The organism is Nonomuraea sp. NPDC047529, from assembly GCF_040642995.1.
GTDB lineage: Bacteria > Actinomycetota > Actinomycetes > Streptosporangiales > Streptosporangiaceae > Nonomuraea.
In genome coordinates this window covers 83,943-100,696 of record NZ_JBEYTJ010000013.1, presented here as the reverse complement: position 1 = coordinate 100,696, position 16,754 = coordinate 83,943, and the positions used below count along the sequence as shown (strand labels likewise).

Annotated in this window: 15 protein-coding genes; 8 read left to right on the top strand and 7 right to left on the bottom strand. The window is 73.4% G+C overall.

What is annotated here, in order from left to right:
• Positions 1 to 2,613 (top strand): bifunctional [glutamine synthetase] adenylyltransferase/[glutamine synthetase]-adenylyl-L-tyrosine phosphorylase (locus tag ABZ815_RS22250; protein WP_357700744.1); only part of this gene is annotated, 2,613 nt, incomplete at its 5' end.
• 33 nt (positions 2,614 to 2,646) lie between these two features.
• Positions 2,647 to 3,690 carry a hypothetical protein gene (locus ABZ815_RS22245; RefSeq protein ID WP_357700742.1) on the top strand — a complete coding sequence of 348 codons (1,044 nt, stop codon included), beginning with the start codon at positions 2,647 to 2,649 and terminating at the stop codon, positions 3,688 to 3,690.
• 13 nt (positions 3,691 to 3,703) lie between these two features.
• Here the strand turns inward: ABZ815_RS22245 and ABZ815_RS22240 are convergent, their stop codons facing one another.
• Complete coding sequence (locus ABZ815_RS22240; RefSeq protein WP_357700740.1) at positions 3,704 to 4,531, bottom strand: LysR family transcriptional regulator; 828 nt, start codon at positions 4,529 to 4,531, stop codon at positions 3,704 to 3,706.
• 83 nt (positions 4,532 to 4,614) lie between these two features.
• Between ABZ815_RS22240 and ABZ815_RS22235 the strand changes: the two genes are divergently transcribed.
• Positions 4,615 to 5,889 (top strand): MFS transporter, encoded by a 1,275-nt coding sequence (locus ABZ815_RS22235; protein WP_357700738.1) that lies wholly within the window; start codon positions 4,615 to 4,617, stop codon positions 5,887 to 5,889.
• 43 nt (positions 5,890 to 5,932) lie between these two features.
• Positions 5,933 to 6,619, top strand: coding sequence for a phenylalanine--tRNA ligase beta subunit-related protein (locus ABZ815_RS22230; RefSeq protein ID WP_357700736.1), 687 nt, complete (start codon positions 5,933 to 5,935; stop codon positions 6,617 to 6,619).
• Between the two features lie 30 nt (positions 6,620 to 6,649).
• Here the strand turns inward: ABZ815_RS22230 and ABZ815_RS22225 are convergent, their stop codons facing one another.
• The 3 genes from ABZ815_RS22225 to ABZ815_RS22215 form a co-directional block, all read right to left on the bottom strand.
• Positions 6,650 to 6,883 (bottom strand): hypothetical protein, encoded by a 234-nt coding sequence (locus tag ABZ815_RS22225; RefSeq protein WP_357700734.1) that lies wholly within the window; start codon positions 6,881 to 6,883, stop codon positions 6,650 to 6,652.
• Positions 6,884 to 7,064: 181 nt separating this feature from the next.
• Positions 7,065 to 8,489 carry a type I glutamate--ammonia ligase gene (gene glnA, locus ABZ815_RS22220; protein ID WP_357700733.1) on the bottom strand — a complete coding sequence of 475 codons (1,425 nt, stop codon included), beginning with the start codon at positions 8,487 to 8,489 and terminating at the stop codon, positions 7,065 to 7,067.
• 95 nt (positions 8,490 to 8,584) lie between these two features.
• Positions 8,585 to 9,601, bottom strand: coding sequence for a hypothetical protein (locus tag ABZ815_RS22215; RefSeq protein ID WP_357700731.1), 1,017 nt, complete (start codon positions 9,599 to 9,601; stop codon positions 8,585 to 8,587).
• Between the two features lie 77 nt (positions 9,602 to 9,678).
• Here ABZ815_RS22215 and ABZ815_RS22210 point away from each other — a divergent pair, with 77 nt between their 5' ends.
• The 4 genes from ABZ815_RS22210 to ABZ815_RS22195 are packed head-to-tail and all read left to right on the top strand — an operon-like array spanning position 9,679 to position 12,921.
• Entirely contained in the window at positions 9,679 to 10,140 is a 462-nt protein-coding gene (locus tag ABZ815_RS22210) for an RDD family protein (RefSeq protein WP_357700729.1), read from the top strand.
• Positions 10,137 to 11,312, top strand: a complete 1,176-nt coding sequence (locus ABZ815_RS22205) for an MFS transporter (RefSeq protein WP_357700727.1) — start codon at positions 10,137 to 10,139, stop codon at positions 11,310 to 11,312. Before ABZ815_RS22210 ends, ABZ815_RS22205 begins: the two co-directional genes overlap by 4 nt.
• 47 nt (positions 11,313 to 11,359) lie before the next feature.
• The gene (locus ABZ815_RS22200) at positions 11,360 to 11,986 is read left to right on the top strand and encodes a helix-turn-helix domain-containing protein (RefSeq protein ID WP_357700725.1); all 627 of its coding nucleotides are present in this window, start codon (positions 11,360 to 11,362) and stop codon (positions 11,984 to 11,986) included.
• Positions 11,983 to 12,921, top strand: a complete 939-nt coding sequence (locus tag ABZ815_RS22195) for a hypothetical protein (RefSeq protein WP_357700723.1) — start codon at positions 11,983 to 11,985, stop codon at positions 12,919 to 12,921. Before ABZ815_RS22200 ends, ABZ815_RS22195 begins: the two co-directional genes overlap by 4 nt.
• Here the strand turns inward: ABZ815_RS22195 and ABZ815_RS22190 are convergent.
• The 3 genes from ABZ815_RS22190 to ABZ815_RS22180 are packed head-to-tail and all read right to left on the bottom strand — an operon-like array spanning position 12,902 to position 16,746.
• Positions 12,902 to 13,666, bottom strand: coding sequence for a class I SAM-dependent methyltransferase (locus ABZ815_RS22190; protein ID WP_357700721.1), 765 nt, complete (start codon positions 13,664 to 13,666; stop codon positions 12,902 to 12,904). The genes ABZ815_RS22195 and ABZ815_RS22190 overlap by 20 nt on opposite strands.
• Complete coding sequence (locus ABZ815_RS22185) at positions 13,666 to 14,346, bottom strand: DUF4191 domain-containing protein (RefSeq protein ID WP_352323051.1); 681 nt, start codon at positions 14,344 to 14,346, stop codon at positions 13,666 to 13,668. The genes ABZ815_RS22190 and ABZ815_RS22185 overlap by 1 nt, the downstream gene beginning before the upstream one ends.
• Before the next feature lie 57 nt (positions 14,347 to 14,403).
• Positions 14,404 to 16,746, bottom strand: a complete 2,343-nt coding sequence (locus ABZ815_RS22180) for a glycoside hydrolase family 3 C-terminal domain-containing protein (protein ID WP_357700718.1) — start codon at positions 16,744 to 16,746, stop codon at positions 14,404 to 14,406.
• Positions 16,747 to 16,754 lie beyond the last annotated feature (8 nt).

Sequence of the window (16,754 nt, the reverse complement as noted above, 5' to 3'; positions counted from 1 at the left end):
GGGGGGGGGGGGGGGGCGGGGGCGGCGCGGCGCCCCGCCGCCGCCCCCCCCCCCGACGAGCCCGAGCCGCGCGCCGACGGCCCCGACCCGCTGGTGGCGCTGCGGGTGGCCTACCGGGGCCGCCTCATGCACCTGGCCGCCCGCGACCTCACCGGCCAGGCCACGCTCGCCGAGGTCATGGCCGAGCTGTCCGACCTGGCCGCCGCGGCGCTGGAGGCGGCCCTCGCGGTCGCCCGCGCCGAGGTCGACGACTCCGAGGCGCGCCTGGCGGTCATCGGCATGGGCAAGTGCGGCGCCCGGGAGCTCAACTACATCAGCGACGTCGACGTCGTCTTCGTCGCCGAGCCGCGCGAGGGCGCCGACGAGACCAAGGCGCTGCGCTCGGCCACCAGGCTGGCCCAGGCCATGATGCGGGCCTGCACGGCGGCCACCCAGGAGGGCTCGCTGTGGGAGGTCGACGCCGGCCTGCGCCCCGAGGGCCGGTCCGGCCCGCTGGTCCGCACCCTGGGCAGCCACCTGACCTACTACCGCCGCTGGGCCAAGACCTGGGAGTTCCAGGCGCTGCTCAAGGCCAGGCCGGTGGCGGGCGACCCGGAGCTCGGCGAGTCCTACGTCCAGGCGGTCAACGACCTGGTCTGGACGGCCGCCACCCGCGAGCACTTCGTGGAGGACGTGCAGGCCATGCGCCGGCGCGTCGAGTCGCACGTGCGCGCCGAGGGGGAGCGGCAGCTCAAGCTGGGGCCCGGCGGGCTGCGCGACATCGAGTTCGCCGTCCAGCTGCTGCAGCTCGTGCACGGCAGGCTCGACCCGCTGCTGCGCCGCCGGGCGACCCTCCCGGCCCTGGCCGCGCTCTCCCGCGGCGGCTACGTGGGCCGCGACGACTCACGCGGCCTCGCCGAGGCGTACACGTTCCTGCGCCAGGTCGAGCACCTGTTGCAGCTCCACCGGCTGCGGCGTACGCACCTGCTGCCCACCGACGAGGCCGACCTGCGTAGGCTCGGCCGCGCGCTGGGCATGCAGACCGACCCGGTGGGGGAGTTCACCGCCCGGTGGCGGCGGCACGCCATGGAGGCGCGGCGGCTGCACGAGAAGCTGTTCTACCGGCCGCTGCTCCAGGCCGTGGCCCGGCTGCCGGAGTCGGAGGCGCGGCTGTCCACGGCCGCGGCGGCGGCCCGGCTGGAGGCGCTGGGCTACGTCGATCCCAACGGCGCGCTGCGGCACATCGCGGCGCTGTCCACGGGCGTGTCCAGGCGCGCGGCCATCCAGCGCACGCTGCTGCCCGTCATGCTCGGCTGGTTCGCCGACACGCCCGACCCCGACGCGGCGCTGCTCGGCTTCCGGCAGGTCAGCGACAAGCTCGGCAGCACCCCGTGGTACCTGCGGCTGCTGCGCGACGAGACCGCGGTGGCCGCGCGGATGGCGCGGGTGCTCGGCACCGGCCGCTACGCCACCGGCCTGCTCATGCACGCCCCCGACGCGGTCGCGATGCTCGGCTCCGACCAGGAGCTGGCCGTCCGGCCGCCCGGGGCGCTGCGCGGCGAGGCGTCGGCGGCGGTGTCCCGGCACGCAGGAGAGCCGGAGACGGCGGTGGCGGCCGTGCGGGGGCTGCGCCGCAGGGAGCTGTTCCGCACCGCCGTCGCCGACATCTCGCAGCTCCTCGACATCGAGACCGTCGGCACGGCGCTGTCGTCGCTCAACGACGTGACCCTGCAGGCCGCGCTCGACGCCGCGCTGGCCAAGGCCCCGGACGTGACCCGGTTCGCGGTCATCGCCATGGGCCGGCTCGGCGGCATGGAGTGCTCGTACGCCAGCGACGCCGACGTGATGTTCGTGCACTCGCCGCTGCCCGGCGTCGAGGAGCGGGAGGCCACCGACGCCGCCTTCGCCGTGGCCAACGAGCTGCGCCGGCTGCTGTCGCTGCCCGCCCCCGACCCGCCGCTGCTCATCGACCCCGACCTGCGTCCGGAGGGCCGCCAGGGGCCGCTGGTGCGCACGCTGGCCTCCTACCGCGCCTACTACGCCCGCTGGTCGGCGCCGTGGGAGGCGCAGGCGCTGCTGCGCGCCCGCTTCTCGGCCGGCGACGCCGCGCTCGGCGACGCGTTCATCTCCATGATCGACGAGCTGCGCTACCCGTCCGAGGGGTTGCGCGAGGACGCGATCAGGGAGATCAGGCGGCTCAAGGCGCGCATGGAGGCCGAACGGCTGCCGCGCGGCGCCGATCCCGCCCTGCACACCAAGCTAGGCCCCGGCGGGTTGTCGGACGTGGAGTGGGTGGCCCAGCTCCTCCAGCTCTGCCACGCGGGCGGCGTGCCGGCCCTGCGCACCACCCGGACGATCGGGGCGCTGCGCGCGGCGGCGGCCGAGGGGCTGCTCGACCCGGCCGACGAGCTGGTGCTGGCCGAGGCGTGGCGCTTCGCCTCGCGCGTCCGCGACGCGATCATGCTGGTCAGGGGCAGGCCCGGCGACAGCGTGCCGGCCGACGCGGGGGAGCGCAGGCTCATCGCCCGTACGCTCGGCTACCCGCCGGACGGCTCGGAGGACTTCCTCGACGACTACCGCCGCGTCACCCGCCGCGCCCGCCGGGTCGTGGACCGCGTCTTCTACGGGGGTTGATCCCGGTCCTCGCCGGGGTGTATCAAGGCGCAGGTGTTATCCGTTTACGTGGACCTGGCCCTCGGCCTGGTGGTGTCGTTCCTGCTGCTTTCGCTGCTGGTGAGCGGGGTCAACGAGGCGTTCGTGCGCCTGCTCGCCATCCGCAGCAAGTTCCTGTGGGCCTACCTCAGGGACACCCTCGACGGCGCCGACGCGCAGGGCAGGTCGTGGCTGCCCGCCAAGCTGCGCGACGTGTTCGCCGCACTGCCGTTCACCCGCGATCCCCGGCCGGCCCACAGCGACCAGCCCGCGCCCGCCGAGCCCGGCACGCTGCCGGTCGCCGAGCCAAAGGCGCAGGACGCCATGGTCAAGCTGCTGTACGAGCGCGTCCAGGAGATCGACCATCCGACCAAGGGCCGTACGAGCATCGCGAACATCCCGCCGGGGCGCTTCGCCGTCGCCCTGATGGAGATGGCGGCCGCCGAGCCCGAGGGCGTCGAGGGCCTCCTGGCCAAGCTCAAGGAGATGGGCAGCCCCCTGTACGGCCACCTGCGCGGCGTCTGGGAGGCCGCGCAGCGCGACCTCGACCGGTTCAGGCAGGGCGTCGAGACCTGGTTCGACGGCGAGATGGAACGCCTGTCGATGTTGTACAAGCGCTACGTCAAGTGGGTGGTGGCCGTCCTCGGCCTCCTGGTGACCCTGCTGTTCACCATGGACGGCCTGGAGTACGGCAAGACGCTGCTGCGCGACAACGCCTTCCGCGCCTCGGTGACCGCCGTGGCCGAGGCGGGCCCGGCGGCGTACGACGAGCTCAAGGCCCGGTGCGGCCGGTCCGACCCGGTGCCGTGCATCACCGAGACGCTCAGCGAGCCCGCGATGGTCCAGATGCTCCAGCACGCGCTGGTCAGCATCGCCATCCCGGCCGAGGGCGACCCCACGCTCCACTGGAACGGCGCGGCCTGGTGGAACCGGCTCACCACTCCCAGCCACTGGCCCGGCTTCCTGCTGACGTACGTGGCCCTGCTGTTCGGCGCCCCCTTCTGGTGGGACGTGTTCCGCCGCATCACCGGCATCAGGTCCCGGCGCAAGGACCGGTGAGGGGAGCGGCGGGTCAGGCGCTCATGGCGTACAGCACGTCGCGCAGGGACTCCTCGCGGCCGCGCAGCCAGACCAGGCGCAGGGCCAGCGCGGGCGCCCGGCAGTCGAGCTCGACCAGCGCGCCGGAGTCGAGGTCGGAGCCCAGGGCGAAGTCCGGCAGCAGCGCCTGCCCGAAGCCCTGCCTGGCCCACTCGCGGGCGGTGGCGATGCTGGTCAGCTCCCTACGCGGCACGGCCGGGCCGAACGTCTGGTCGGCCGCGAGCCGGATCGAGCAGCCGGGCGGGCTCACCAGCAGCGGCTCGCGCTCGCCGTCGGGCGCGGCGACCAGCGACAGCGCGACCTCGCCGACGTCCAGGAAGTCCATGCCGGGCGGCGGGGTGAACCCGAGGCCGCCGATCCGGGGGCCGAGGTCCAGCAGCAGCGCCGCGTCCAGGTCGCCGGAGGCCACCTGGGCCAGCAGGTCGCGCCGTATCAGGGAGCGTACGTCCACGTCCAGGTCGGGGCGGCGTTCGGACAGGCGGCGCAGCACGGAGGGCAGCCGGGCGGCGGCCAGCATCTCCAGCGCGCCGACGCGCACCCGGCGGCGCCGGCCGGTGACCGCGCGGCGCACCTCCTCGGCGTGGTCGAGCAGGCCCTGCGCGCGGCCGAGCAGGGTGGCGCCGGCGTCGGTCAGCCGCATGCCCTGCGGTGTGCGCTCGAACAGCGCCACGCCGAGGCTGCCCTCCAGCCTGCGCACCTGCTCCGACACCGACGCGGGGGCCAGGCCGAGCGTGTTCGCCGCGCCGGTGACGGTGCCCGCGCCCGCCACCGCGACGAAGCCCCTCAACTGCCGCAAGTCCATATAAAGCAGCATAAGGTTTTCCCGAATGCCCCGTGCGGCGGCGCCTGTTGAGGGGAGAAGTCGCGTTTCAGCAGGCTGTGGGCATGCGAATGTTCGGCTTCTCCCTCGCCTACTTCCTGGTGATCCTCGACACGACCGTGCTGACGATCGCGCTGCCGGACCTGCGTGCCTCGCTCGGCGGCTCGCTGGCCGGGCAGCAGTGGGCGGTCAACGCCTACACCGTCGCCTTCGCCGCGTCGCTGCTCACCGGGGGCGCGGTGGCCGACCGGTTCGGCGCGGCCCGCGTCTTCAAGGCCGGGGTGGCGCTGTTCGGCGTGCTGTCGCTGCTCAGCGCGGCGGCGCCGGACCTGGGCGTGCTGGTCGCGCTGCGCGCCCTGCTCGGGGTGGCCGCGGCGCTGTGCACGGGCGGCTCGCTCGGCCTGCTCGCCGAGATGTACCCGGCGCCCGCCGTCCGCGCCCGTGCCACCGGCCTGTGGGCGGCGATCACCGGCTCGGCGCTCGCCGCCGGCCCCCTGCTCGGTGGCCTCCTGGTCGGCCTGTCCGGCTGGCGCGCCGTCTTCCTGGTCAACGTGCCCTTCGCCGTGACCAGCCTGCTGATCATGCGCGGCGTCGCCTCGCCGCGCGGCTCCCGCCGGATCGACTGGCAGGTCCAGGCACTGGCCTGCGTGCTGCTCGGCCTGGTCGCCGAGGCCCTGATCGACTCCTCCGCGCTCGCCGCCGCGCCGGCCGTGGCCGTCCTGGTGGCGCTGGTGCTGGTGGAGCGCCGCAGCCACGCCCCCGCCCTGCCCGGCGGCCTGCTCGCCGCCACCTGGCCCGAGCTGCTGGCCGGGACGGCCGCCAACTTCGCCTTCTCCGGCGCGCTGTTCGTGCTCACCCTCCTCCTCCAGGACACCCGCCACCTGTCGCCGGTCGCCGCTGGGCTCGCCTTCCTGCCGCTCACGCTGCCCATGACGGTCAACCCGCTGCTCACCGGCCGCCTGGTGGCCCGCCACGGCCCGCGTCCGCCGATCCTGGGCGGCCTCGCCCTCCTCGCGACCGGCCTGGCCGGGGTCGCGCTCACCGACGTGTCGTGGCCCTGGCTGGTGGTCATGGGGTTCGGGCTGTCGTTCGTGCTCCCGGCGCTGATGGCGGGCATGGTGAACGCCGCCCCCGCGGGCACGGCGGGCACCGCGGGCGGCGTGCTGAACGCCTCCCGCCAGGTCGGCGCCACCCTCGGCGTCGCGGTGCTGGGCGTCGTCGGACGGCCCCTGCTCGTCGCGGCCGTCGTGACGGCGCTGGCGTTCGCCTGCTACGCCCTGGCCGCCGCCCGCGCCCGGCACGCCGCGAACGGGCGACGGGAGGCCGCCGCAGTATCGTGAGGCGCACCAGCGTGACGACCGGCACGGTGACAGTGAGGTGACAGTGCGTTTCCAGCATTCCGACGACATCTGGCGGGACTTCCCCGACCTGGTGCCCTTCGCGCTCCACGTGGAGGGGGTCGACGCCGCCGCCCGCGTCGACGACCAGGTGGCCCGCTACGGCGACCTGGCCGCGCGGCGGGCCGGCCCCGAGAGCGAGCTGCCCGAGATCCAGGCGTGGCGGCGGGCGTTCACGCGGATGGGGCTCAAGCCGACGCAGTACCGGTGCGCGTCGGAGTCGCTGCTGCGCCGCTTCAGGAAGGAGGGCGCCCTGCCGCGCCTGCATCCCCTGATCGACCTGTGCAACGCGGTCTCGATCGCCTTCGCCGTCCCGGTGGCGGTGTTCGACGTCTCCCGGATCTCCGGCTTCGTGGAGGTGCGGTACGCCACGGGCGAGGAGACATACCAGACCTTCTCCGGCGAGACGGAACATCCGGCGCCCGGAGAAGTGATCTTCGCCGACGCGGACGGCCGGGCGCACGCGCGCCGCTGGACCAACCGGCAGAGCGGCCTGTCGGCGGTCGGCGACACCACCACCGACGTGCTCATCGTGGCCGAGGCCCTGCACGAGACGGCCCGCGCCGACGTCGAACGCCTGGCCGCGGCCCTCTACGACGAGCTGACCGCCCTGTGGCCGGTGTCGCCGAAGTCGGAGATCCTCACGCCGTCGGCGCCGCGCTTCGACTTCTGACCACCGCCGGCCACGGGCGGTCTCCCCGGATCAGCAGGGCGTGAAGTAGACCTTCTGGGTGCCCGACAGGATGCCCCACTCACCGGCGGGCTGGCCGCAGCCGAACCAGCGCTGGCCGACGAGCTGGTCGCCGCTGAAGTAGGCGAAGACGACGAGGAGGTCGCCGCCGGGCGGAGGCGGCGGAATGGCGTGAGCCGGGGTGGAACCGAGACAGAGCGCGCCGGCGGCCAGCACCGCGGCTAACACCCCTCGTGTGATCCTCATGACGGTCCTCCAGACCGTTCGGGCGCGTTCGGCCGATGGCCGGTTGCGTGATCTGGGATCAAGGTAACCGCGTTCGGGGACGGCCGCCAGAGCCCTCCTGGCGCCGCCCCGGCCCCCGCACACGGAACGGCCCGGCGTCGCGAACGATCGCGGCCGGGCCGTCTCCGTCAGGCCTTCGACGTCACACGTCGTAGTACAGCTCGAACTCGTGCGGGTGCGGCCGCAGGCGGATCGGGTCGACCTCGTTCTCCCGCTTGTACGACACCCACGTCTCGATCAGGTCGGGCGTGAACACGCCGCCTTCGAGCAGGTAGTCGTGGTCGGCCTCCAGCGCGGCGAGCACCTCGGGCAGCGAGCCGGGCACCTGCGGCACCTGGCGGGCCTCCTCCGGCGGCAGCTCGTAGAGGTCCTTGTCGACCGGCTCCGGCGGCTCGATCTTGTTGCGGATGCCGTCGATCCCCGCCATCAGCATCGCCGCGAAGGCGAAGTACGGGTTGCACGACGGGTCGGGCACGCGGAACTCGATGCGCTTGGCCTTCGGGTTGGACCCCGTGATCGGGATGCGCACGCAGGCCGAGCGGTTGCGCTGGGAGTAGACCAGGTTGACCGGCGCCTCGTAGCCCGGGACCAGGCGGTGGTAGGAGTTGACCGTCGGGTTGGTGAAGGCCAGCAGCGACGGCGCGTGCCGCAGCAGGCCGCCGATGTAGTAGCGGGCGGTGTCGGACAGGCCCGCGTAGCCGACCTCGTCGTAGAACAGCGGCGAGCCGTCCTTCCACAGCGACTGGTGGCAGTGCATGCCGGAGCCGTTGTCACCGAAGATCGGCTTGGGCATGAACGTGACGGTGTGGCCATACTCCAGGGCGGTGCTCTTGATGACGTACTTGTAGAGCATCAGGTTGTCGGCCGTCTTGAGCAGCGTGCCGAACTTGAAGTCGATCTCGGCCTGGCCCGCCGTGCCGACCTCGTGGTGCTGCATCTCGACGTCGATGCCGCACTCGATGAGGTTGCGCACCATCTCCGAGCGCAGGTCGGTGAAGTGGTCCATCGGCGGGACCGGGAAGTAGCCGCCCTTGTAGCGCGGCTTGTAGCCCAGGTTGCCGCCCTCGGCCCGCTTGCCGGTGTTCCAGGCGCCCTCGATGGAGTCGATGTAGTAGTAGCCGGCGTTCGCCTTCGTCTCGAAGCGCACGTCGTCGAAGATGTAGAACTCGGCCTCCGGGCCGAAGTAGGCCGTGTCGGCGATGCCGGTGCCCTTGAGGTACTCCTCGGCCTTGCGCGCCACGTTGCGCGGGTCGCGGCTGTAGGCCTCGCCGGTCAGCGGGTCGTGCACGAAGAAGTTGAGGTTGAGCGTCTTGTGCTGGCGGAACGGGTCGAGCACCGCGCTGGACGGGTCGGGCAGCAGCAGCATGTCCGACTCGTGGATCGCCTGGAAGCCGCGGATGGACGAGCCGTCGAACATGAGCCCGTCGGTGAAGACGTTCGCGCCGAAGTTCTCAACCGGGAAGGTGAAGTGGTGCGTCGTCCCCGGCAGGTCGGTGAACCTGACATCGACGAACTGCACCCCTTCGTCACTGATGAACTTCAGGACGTCGTCGGCGGAGTTGAACACTCTCGAACCTCCCTGAGGGACTGGCCATCATGCCGACGCTAGGTCGCGGCCGTTTCCGTACGGTGTCTCGATTGTTTCGCATGTGTTACGCAGGGTCACGTCTCCTCGGACGTGTCGCAGCCCCCGTCGGAAACCGATCGTTCCTCCAGTTCGTAGGGGTCGGTGGCCGGGCCGCTCGGCGCGACGGAACCGGGCGGGTCGTCGTCGTAGACGGGATGGACGAAGCCGTCTTTGGTGCCGCACCTGGCCGGGGTGTGACTCATGCCCCACTCCACGTACGCGGCCGTCCGGCCCTCCGAGCGGTACACCTGCACCTCGCCGGTGAGGTGCGAGACCAGCCGCATGGTGGTGGACGGCTCGCCGGGACGGCGCACGGCGTAGACGGCCAGGTAGTTCACCTCGACCTTGACGCCGTGCAGGCCGTCCTCCCGGAAGGTGCCCAGGCGGGCGGTGCCGTTGACCTTGATCACGTCGCCGACCGGCTCGGCGCTGCCGGGGGCGAAGCTGTTGACCAGGTCGCGGCTGTCGTAATTCTTGCCGCCCAGCGCCTCGTAGAACAACTCGCGCTGGTCGGGCTCGAGCAGCCCGGCGAACGCCTTGGGCCTGCCTCCCAGCAGCGTCTCGCGGTCGAGGAGGGCCGCCGCGAGCAGGGCGCGGGTGCGCTTCAGCCCCTTGGCCACGTCCGCCTTCGACAGGCCGCCCAGCGCCTTGGCCTCCGGCATCACGAAGCCCGCGGCGCCGTCGGCGTAGCGCTCGGCGGGCGAGCCGGCGAAGGGGTTGTCGGTCCGTACGGGATTCGCGAGGACCGGCAGGCCCTCCAGGCCCGGGTTCGCGCCGAGCCGGTCGGGGCGGTAGATGATCATGAGGCCCGCGGCGCTCACGACCACGCCCAGCACGATCAGCGCGACCGACATGCGTCCGAGCCTGCGCGAACCGGGGCCGGCGGGTAAGCGCTCCGGCCGCGGCGGGCGTGGCGCGCGTTGTGGCGGGGCGCCCGCCCTGGCCTCCCTGGCCTGCCTGGCGGCCGACGAGCGCATCCTGCGGCGCTCGCCCTCGTCGATCTGCGCGACCACCTCGTTGAAGCGCGCGTCAAGGTCATCCCCGTGTGGCATGGCGACCATGATGGCGGCGGCAGGGCGCGGTTGGGTCACGACGCCGACCGGCCCGGGGGCCGGATACCGTTGAAGGCATGAGCAGCAATGAGCCTCGGTGGACGCAGACCTGGCTGGGCGGCGTCCGGTCCGCCGGGATCGACCTCGGATACCCGGGTGAGCGTCTCGGGCTGCCCGAGGAGGGCAGCGGATCGGTCGCCGGGTGGGGGCGCAGGATCGCCGCGCTCGCGATCGACTGGATGATCTGCACCTGGTTCGTCGTGCAGTTGCTACTCAGGATGAACCCGGCCGAGTCCCCGTGGGCGCCCGTGGCGGTGTTCGCGCTGCAATACCTGCTGCTCGTCGGCTTCATGGGCCAGACGTTCGGCCACCGGCTGGCCGGCATCCGCGTCGCCGCCATGGACGGCGGTGCACCGCGCCTGCTGCCCGTGCTGGTGCGCACCGTGCTGCTGGGCCTGGCCCTGCCGGCCCTGATCTGGGACCGCGACCACCGCGGGGTGCACGACCGGGTGTCCAACACCGTGGTCGTCCGGATGTGACGACCTCCGGGGCGGGCCGGTGGTTCGGCCCGCTCATGGTGGCGGCGGTGTGCGTGCAGGCGGCGACGTTCGCGGCCCGTCCGATGGTGAGCTACCGGGCCATCGAGATCGGCGCCGGCAACCTCGGCATCGGGCTCGTCACCGCCGGTTTCTCGCTGCTCCCGCTCTTCGCGGCCGTCTCCGTGGGGCGCTGGGTGGACGCCTCCGGCGAGCGTGGCGCGACCCTGCTGGGCGCCGCGCTGATCACCGGCAGCGCCCTGGCGCTGGCCGTGGCCCGTTCGTTGTGGGCGCTGGTGCTGCTCAACGCGGTGTTCGGGCTCGGGCACCTGCTGTCCGTCGTCGCCCAGCAGGCCGTCATCGCCAACCGGGTCGCCGCCGGAGGCCACGACCGCGCCTATGCGCGCTTCACCGTCTTCACCTCGCTCGGCCAGCTCGCCGGGCCGTCCGCCGCGGCCCTGGTGGCGGCCGGCACCGCCTCCGGGGGCGCGGCCCAGGTGGGGCCAGCCCTCGCCGTTGCGGCCGGGTTCGGGCTGGTGGCGGGGCTGGCGAGCCTGCGCACCGGCGGTCCCGGCCCGGCTCGGGGGCGGGCCGCCGTCCGGCGCTTCCCGCTGCGGGGCACGCTCGGCCAGGAGGGCATGTGGCAGGCCCTGATGACGAGCCTGGCCACCGTGTCCACGCTCGACCTGGTGCTGGCGTACCTGCCGGCCTGGGGGGAGAGCCGCGGCGCCGGGGTGGTCGCGGTCGGCGCGCTGCTGGCGCTGCGGGCCGCCGCCACCATGGCGAGCAGGCTCGCCATGGAACGCCTGGTCCTGCGGTACGGCCGCCGCGCCGTCCTGGTGACCAGCACCGTCGTGGCCGCGGTCACCGTCGCCGCGCTGCCCCTGTGCGGGCCGGCCGCCGCGGTGCCGGTCGTCGCGCTGATGGGGCTCGCGCTGGGGCTGGGCCAGCCGCTGACGTTGTCGTGGGTGGCCGGACGCGCGCGGGCGGGCGAGCGCGGCACGGCGCTCGCGCTGCGCCTGACCGGCAACCGGCTGGGCCAGGTGCTGGTGCCGGCCCTGGCGGGCGTGGTGGCGGGCGCGACCGGCGTGCTCGGCGTCTTCACGCTCAGCGCCGCCATGCTGGCCGCCACCGCCGGCCTGGCCGCCCGCGCGCCGATGAGCACCGCGGAGTAGAACCATACCGGGTTGGAAAACGTACCCGGTATGGTTATGGTGGTCCCATGATGGCGGGGCTCAGGGAACGCAAGAAGGAGCAGACCCGGCGGCGCATCGCGGAGACGGCTCTGCGGCTGTTCGCCGAGCGCGGCTACGACGCGGTGACGGTCAACGAGATCGCCGAGGCGGCCGGGGTCGCGAAGGTCACGCTGTTCGCGTACTTCCCCAGCAAGGAGTGCCTGGCGCTCGACGGCGTGTCGGAGGACCCGGCCGCGATCGTGGCGGGCCGCGGGCCGGGCCGCTCGCCGCTCGGCGCGCTGCGCGAGCACTACCGGTCGATGGCCGCCCGGGGCGCCGGAGAGGTCGACGTGGAGGGGCTGCTGACCCGGGTCCGGGTGATCGCGGCCACCCCGGCGCTGCTGGCCGCCGTCCAGCAGGTGCACGCGGGGGAGCGGTACGAGCTGGCCGCGGCGCTGGCCGAGGCGGCGGGCGCGCCCGCGGACGACCTGACCGCCCGGCTCATGGCGGCCCAGATCACCGGCGCGATCACCACGTTGCAGGAGGCGTTCTTCCAGCGGCTCGTCTCGGGGGCCTCGCTGGAGGAGGCGGGCCGGCTGCTGGCCGGTGACGTCGAGACGGCCTTCGACCTCCTCGAACACGGCTTTTCATCCACCAAAAGGGGAAAATCATGAAAAAAGGGATTAACTATGACACCGGGTTCTTGAACGGCCCCCAGCTCACCCGTCGCACCCTCGACCCCGACGTCGTCGCCCGCGAGATGCGGGTGATCGCCGACGAGCTCCACTGCACGGCCGTCCGCGTGTCCGGCGGCGACCCCGAACGGCTGTCCGTCGCGGCCGAGCGGGCGGCGGCGGCCGGCCTGGAGGTGTGGTTCGCGCCCTTCCCCGTCGACGCCACCCCGGAGGAGGCCGTCGCCCTCTACGCCGACTGCGCCGCCCGCGCCGAGGACCTGCGCCGCGGCGGCGCGGAGGTCGTGCTGGTCGCCGGGTGCGAGACCAGCGCGTTCTGCCACGGCTTCATCCCCGGGGCCACGTACGGCGAGCGCCTGGCGGCCATGACGACGGCCGACCTCGCCTGGTGGCAGTCGCTGGCCGAGATCGTGCCCCGCTTCAACGCCTTCCTGGCCGAGGCCGCCGCGACGGTCAGGGCCGGGTTCGGCGGCCGGCTCACGTACGCGTCGGGTCCCTGGGAGCTGATCGACTGGACGCCGTTCGACATCGTCGGCGTCGACGCCTACCGCGCCGCCTACAACGCCGCGGACTTCCCCGCGGAGCTGCGCGTCCACTTCACCCACGGCAAGCCGGTGGCCGCCACCGAGTTCGGCACCTGCGCCTACAAGGGCGCGGGGGAGCGCGGCGGCTCGGCGTACATGGTGCCCGAGGGGGCCGTCCCGGACGAGGGCGAGCAGGTCCGCTACCTGACCGAGCTGCTCGACGTCTTCGAGGCCGAGGGCCTGGACGCCGCCTTCTGGTTCACCTTCGCCGCCTACCACCGGCGCGGCGCCGACGACCTCGGCTCCTACGGCGTGGTCAGGATGCTCGACGAGACCCGCTGGGAGCCCAAGGAGGTCTTCGCCGCGATGGCGGCTAGGTATTCGCGCACGTGAAGATGGCCGTGCCGGGCAGGTGACGGCCGCGCAGCGGGCTCCAGCCGCCCCACGCCCGCTCGTGACCCTGCGGCCACTCCGGCTCCAGCAGGCCGGTGAGGGTCAGCCCGGAGGCGGCCAGCAGGCCGATCCAGTCGCCCATCGTGCGGTGGTGCTCGACGTAGGAGGCGGAGCCGTCGTCGTCCCGCTCGACGTAGGGCGAGCGGTCGAAGTAGGAGCGGTCGGAGGTGAGCCCGCGCGGGCCGGGGTCGTCGGGGAAGGCCCACCGGATCGGGTGGCTCACCGAGAACACGAACCGGCCGTCCGGTCTCAGCACCCTGCGCACCTCGCGGAAGACCGCCAGCGGGTCGGCCACGAACGGCAGCGCCCCGTACGCCGAGCACGCCAGGTCGAAGGCGCCGGACGCGAACGGCAGCGACTCGGCGTCGGCCTGGGCCACGGGGACGCGCAGGCCGGTGTCGAGGTCGATGCGCTGGGAGTGGCGCAACTGCCGGTGGGAGATGTCGAAGGCGGCCACCCGTGCCCCCTGCGTCACCAGCCACCGCGCGCACTGCGCCGCGCCGCAGCCGATCTCCAGCACGTGCCGGCCGCGCACCTCGCCCAGGAGGTGCGCGTCGGCCTCGTCGACGCCCTCGGGACACCAGACGAACCCGGTGTCCCGCAGGAAGCCGCCGTGCTCGACCTGGTAGTCGTCGGCGTTGCCGTCCCACCAGAGGCGGTTGGCCCGCGAGGAGACCGACAGCACTAGCGCATCTTCGGGCCGCGCGGCATGCGGGCCCCCTTGGGCATCGGGCCCTTCGGCATCGGCAGGTTCTTCGGCAGCGAGCGCAGCCGGTCCTTGACCTCGTTGACCGAGGGCTTCTTCAGGTTGCGCGGCAGCTTCATGATGTGCCGCTGGAGCTTGGCGATCGGCACCTGGCCCTCGCCGTCGCCGCACTGGATGTCGTAGATCTCGACGCCCAGCACCACGCGCGCGACCCGCTTCTTCTCGGCCGCGAGCATCTTGGCCACCCGGTTGCCCGGCCCCTCGGAGACCAGCACGACCCCCGGGAAGCCGACGACGAGGTGGACCAGGTCCTGGTCACGGTTGACGGCGATGGCCGGGGTGACCTGCCAGTTGCCCCGCATGCCCTGCAGCACCGCGGCGGCGGCGCCGGTCTGGCCGTGCAGGATCGAGTACTGGGCCTTCTGGGCGAGCTGGCCGAAGACGACCAGCCCGACGGTGAGCGCGGCCAGGACGCCGATGAACACCGAATACCACAGGTAGTCCGTGACCAGGCCGATCACGACGACCACAGCCAGCGTGCCCACCGCCGAGAGGAAGACGATCGGCATCCCCTTGGGATTGGCCTGCTTGATGATCTGCGCGATCATGCGGAGCTGTTTGATGCGCCCCGGCTTCTCTGGATCCTCGGACTTTGCCATGCTCAGAAGGATACAAACCAACTGGTGCACTATGGAAAACGCGGCTGGCCTTTGTCGCTAGATCTTCACCGTGATCGACAGCCTGGGGTCCGCGACGTGGTGCGACGCCTGGAGCGTGTACTCGCCCTCGACCGTGCGCCAGCCGTCCCGCCACACCTGGAAGGCGCGTTCGGGCAGGAAGACGGTCGTGATCACGGTCTCTCCCGGCTCGGCCTCGACCACGTCGAACCCGGCCAGACGGCGTTCGGCGCCCTGGCCGAGATAGATCTGCACGACCTCGCGGCCGAAGCGGTCTCCGGTGTTGGTCAGCGCGACGGTCACGGTGCCGCCCTCGGCGGCGATCGAGTCGTAGCTCCAGGTCGTGTAGCCGAGCCCGTGGCCGAACCAGAAGGCCGGAACCCGCCCCGACCGCTCCCAGGCCCGGTACCCGATGGACGTGCCCTCGTCGTAGGCCACAGCGCCGTCCACGGGGGTGACGTCGGTGACGGGGGCGTCCTGGAGCGTCCGCGGCCACGTGGTGGGCAGGCGGCCGCCGGGCTCGGCGTGGCCGGACAGCACGTCGGCCAGCGCCGACCCGGCCTCCTGCCCGGGGAACCAGGTCAGCAGCACGGCCGCGACCTCGTCCGCCCACGGCATCTCCACCGGTGAGCCCGCGTTGACCACGACCACCGTGCGCGGGTTGGCCGCGGCCACGGCGCGGATCAGCTCGTCCTGGCGGCCGGGGAGCGCGAGGTCCGCGCGGTCGAAGCCCTCGCTCTCGACCTCGGGCGTCGTCGAGGCCACGACCACCGCCACGTCACTGTCCGCCGCCAGCCGCACGGCCTCGGCGATCAGCTCGTCCGGGCCCGGCGCCGGGTCGGCGTGGCCCAGCGTGTACGCCACGAACGCCATGCCCCCGAAGGCCCCCGCCGGATGCGTCACGCTCAGCTCGTACGGCTCGCCCGCGGCCATCTCGACGGCGAACCGCCGCTCCGGCGGCGCCAGGAACGCGGCCGCCGGATCGCCGCCCTCCAGCTCGATCGCCGCGTCGAAGACGGTCTCGCCGTTCACCGTGACGGCGAAGTGGCCCACGCCCGCCACCGACAGCTCGTGCCGGCCCGACCTGCCCGGCGTGTACGCCGCCCGCAGCCGTACCGCCCCGAGCCGCTCGCCGTCCACGTCCGGCGGCAACTGGCCGATCCACCGCGCCTCGGCCGCCGCCAGCGGATGCTCGGCCAGCAGGCCGCCGTCGCCGTCGAGGAACTGCGCCACGACCGGGCAGGCCAGCGGGGCCAGCCGGATGCGCGGGTCGGTCCCGACGGCGTGGCGGACCTCGACGCCCTCCAGCGCGCCCAGCCCCGCCAGCGGGGAGACGACCCGGTCGGGGAAGACCTGGGCGCTGCCGCCGCCCATGACCCGGGCCTCGTCCGCGGCCGAGCCGATGAGCGCCAGCGTGCGCACGTCCCGCAGCGGCAGCACGCCGTCGTTGGTGAGCAGCGTGAACCCGCGCACGGCCACCTCGCGGGCCAGCGCGACGCCGTCGATCACGCCGGGCTCGGGCCGGTCGCCGCCGCCGAGCGCGCCGGTGCGCCGGGCGAGCCGCAGGACGCGCCGCACCTTGTCGTCGATCACCGACTCGGGCACCCGCCCCTCCCGTACGGCGGCCTCCAGCTTCTCCCCCCAAGGGCCGAACGGTCCGGGCATGGCCACGTCGGTCCCGCCCAGGGCGGCGGCCTCGGTGCTGCGCACGGCCGTCCAGTCGGACACGACGAGCCCGTCGAACCCCCACTCGTCCTTGAGCACGCCGTTGACCAGGTCGGAGTGCTCGGTCATGGTGGTGCCGTTCACCGAGTTGTAGGCCGTCATCAGCCCCCAGGCGCCGGCCCGCACGACCCGCTCGAACGGCTGGAGGTAGACCTCGCGCAGCGCCTTCTCGCCGACCTCGACGTTCACGGTGAAGCGGTCGGTCTCGAAGTCGTTGGCCACGAAGTGCTTGGGCGTGGTGGCCACGCCGCCCTCCTGCACGCCCTCGACGTAGGCCGCGCCGATCTCGCCCGTCAGGTACGGGTCCTCCGAGAAGCACTCGAAGTGCCGGCCGCCCAGCGGGGAGCGGTGCAGGTTGATCGTGGGCGCGAGCAGCACGTGCACGCCCTTGCGCCGGGCCTCCTGGGCCAGCAGCGCGCCGGCCCGCCGGACGAGGCCCACGTCCCAGGTGGCCGCGAGCGCGGTCGGGCTTGGCAGCGCGATCGACGGGTCGGCGGAGGTCCACTGCTCGCCGCGGACGCCGATCGGGCCGTCGCTCATCACGAGCCGGTCCAGGCCGATCTCGGGGATCGCCGGAAGGGACCACATGCCGGCACCGGTGAGCAGGCGGATCTTGGTGGGGAGGTCGAGCCGGTCGATCAGTTCGTCGAGTTCCACGGCATCAG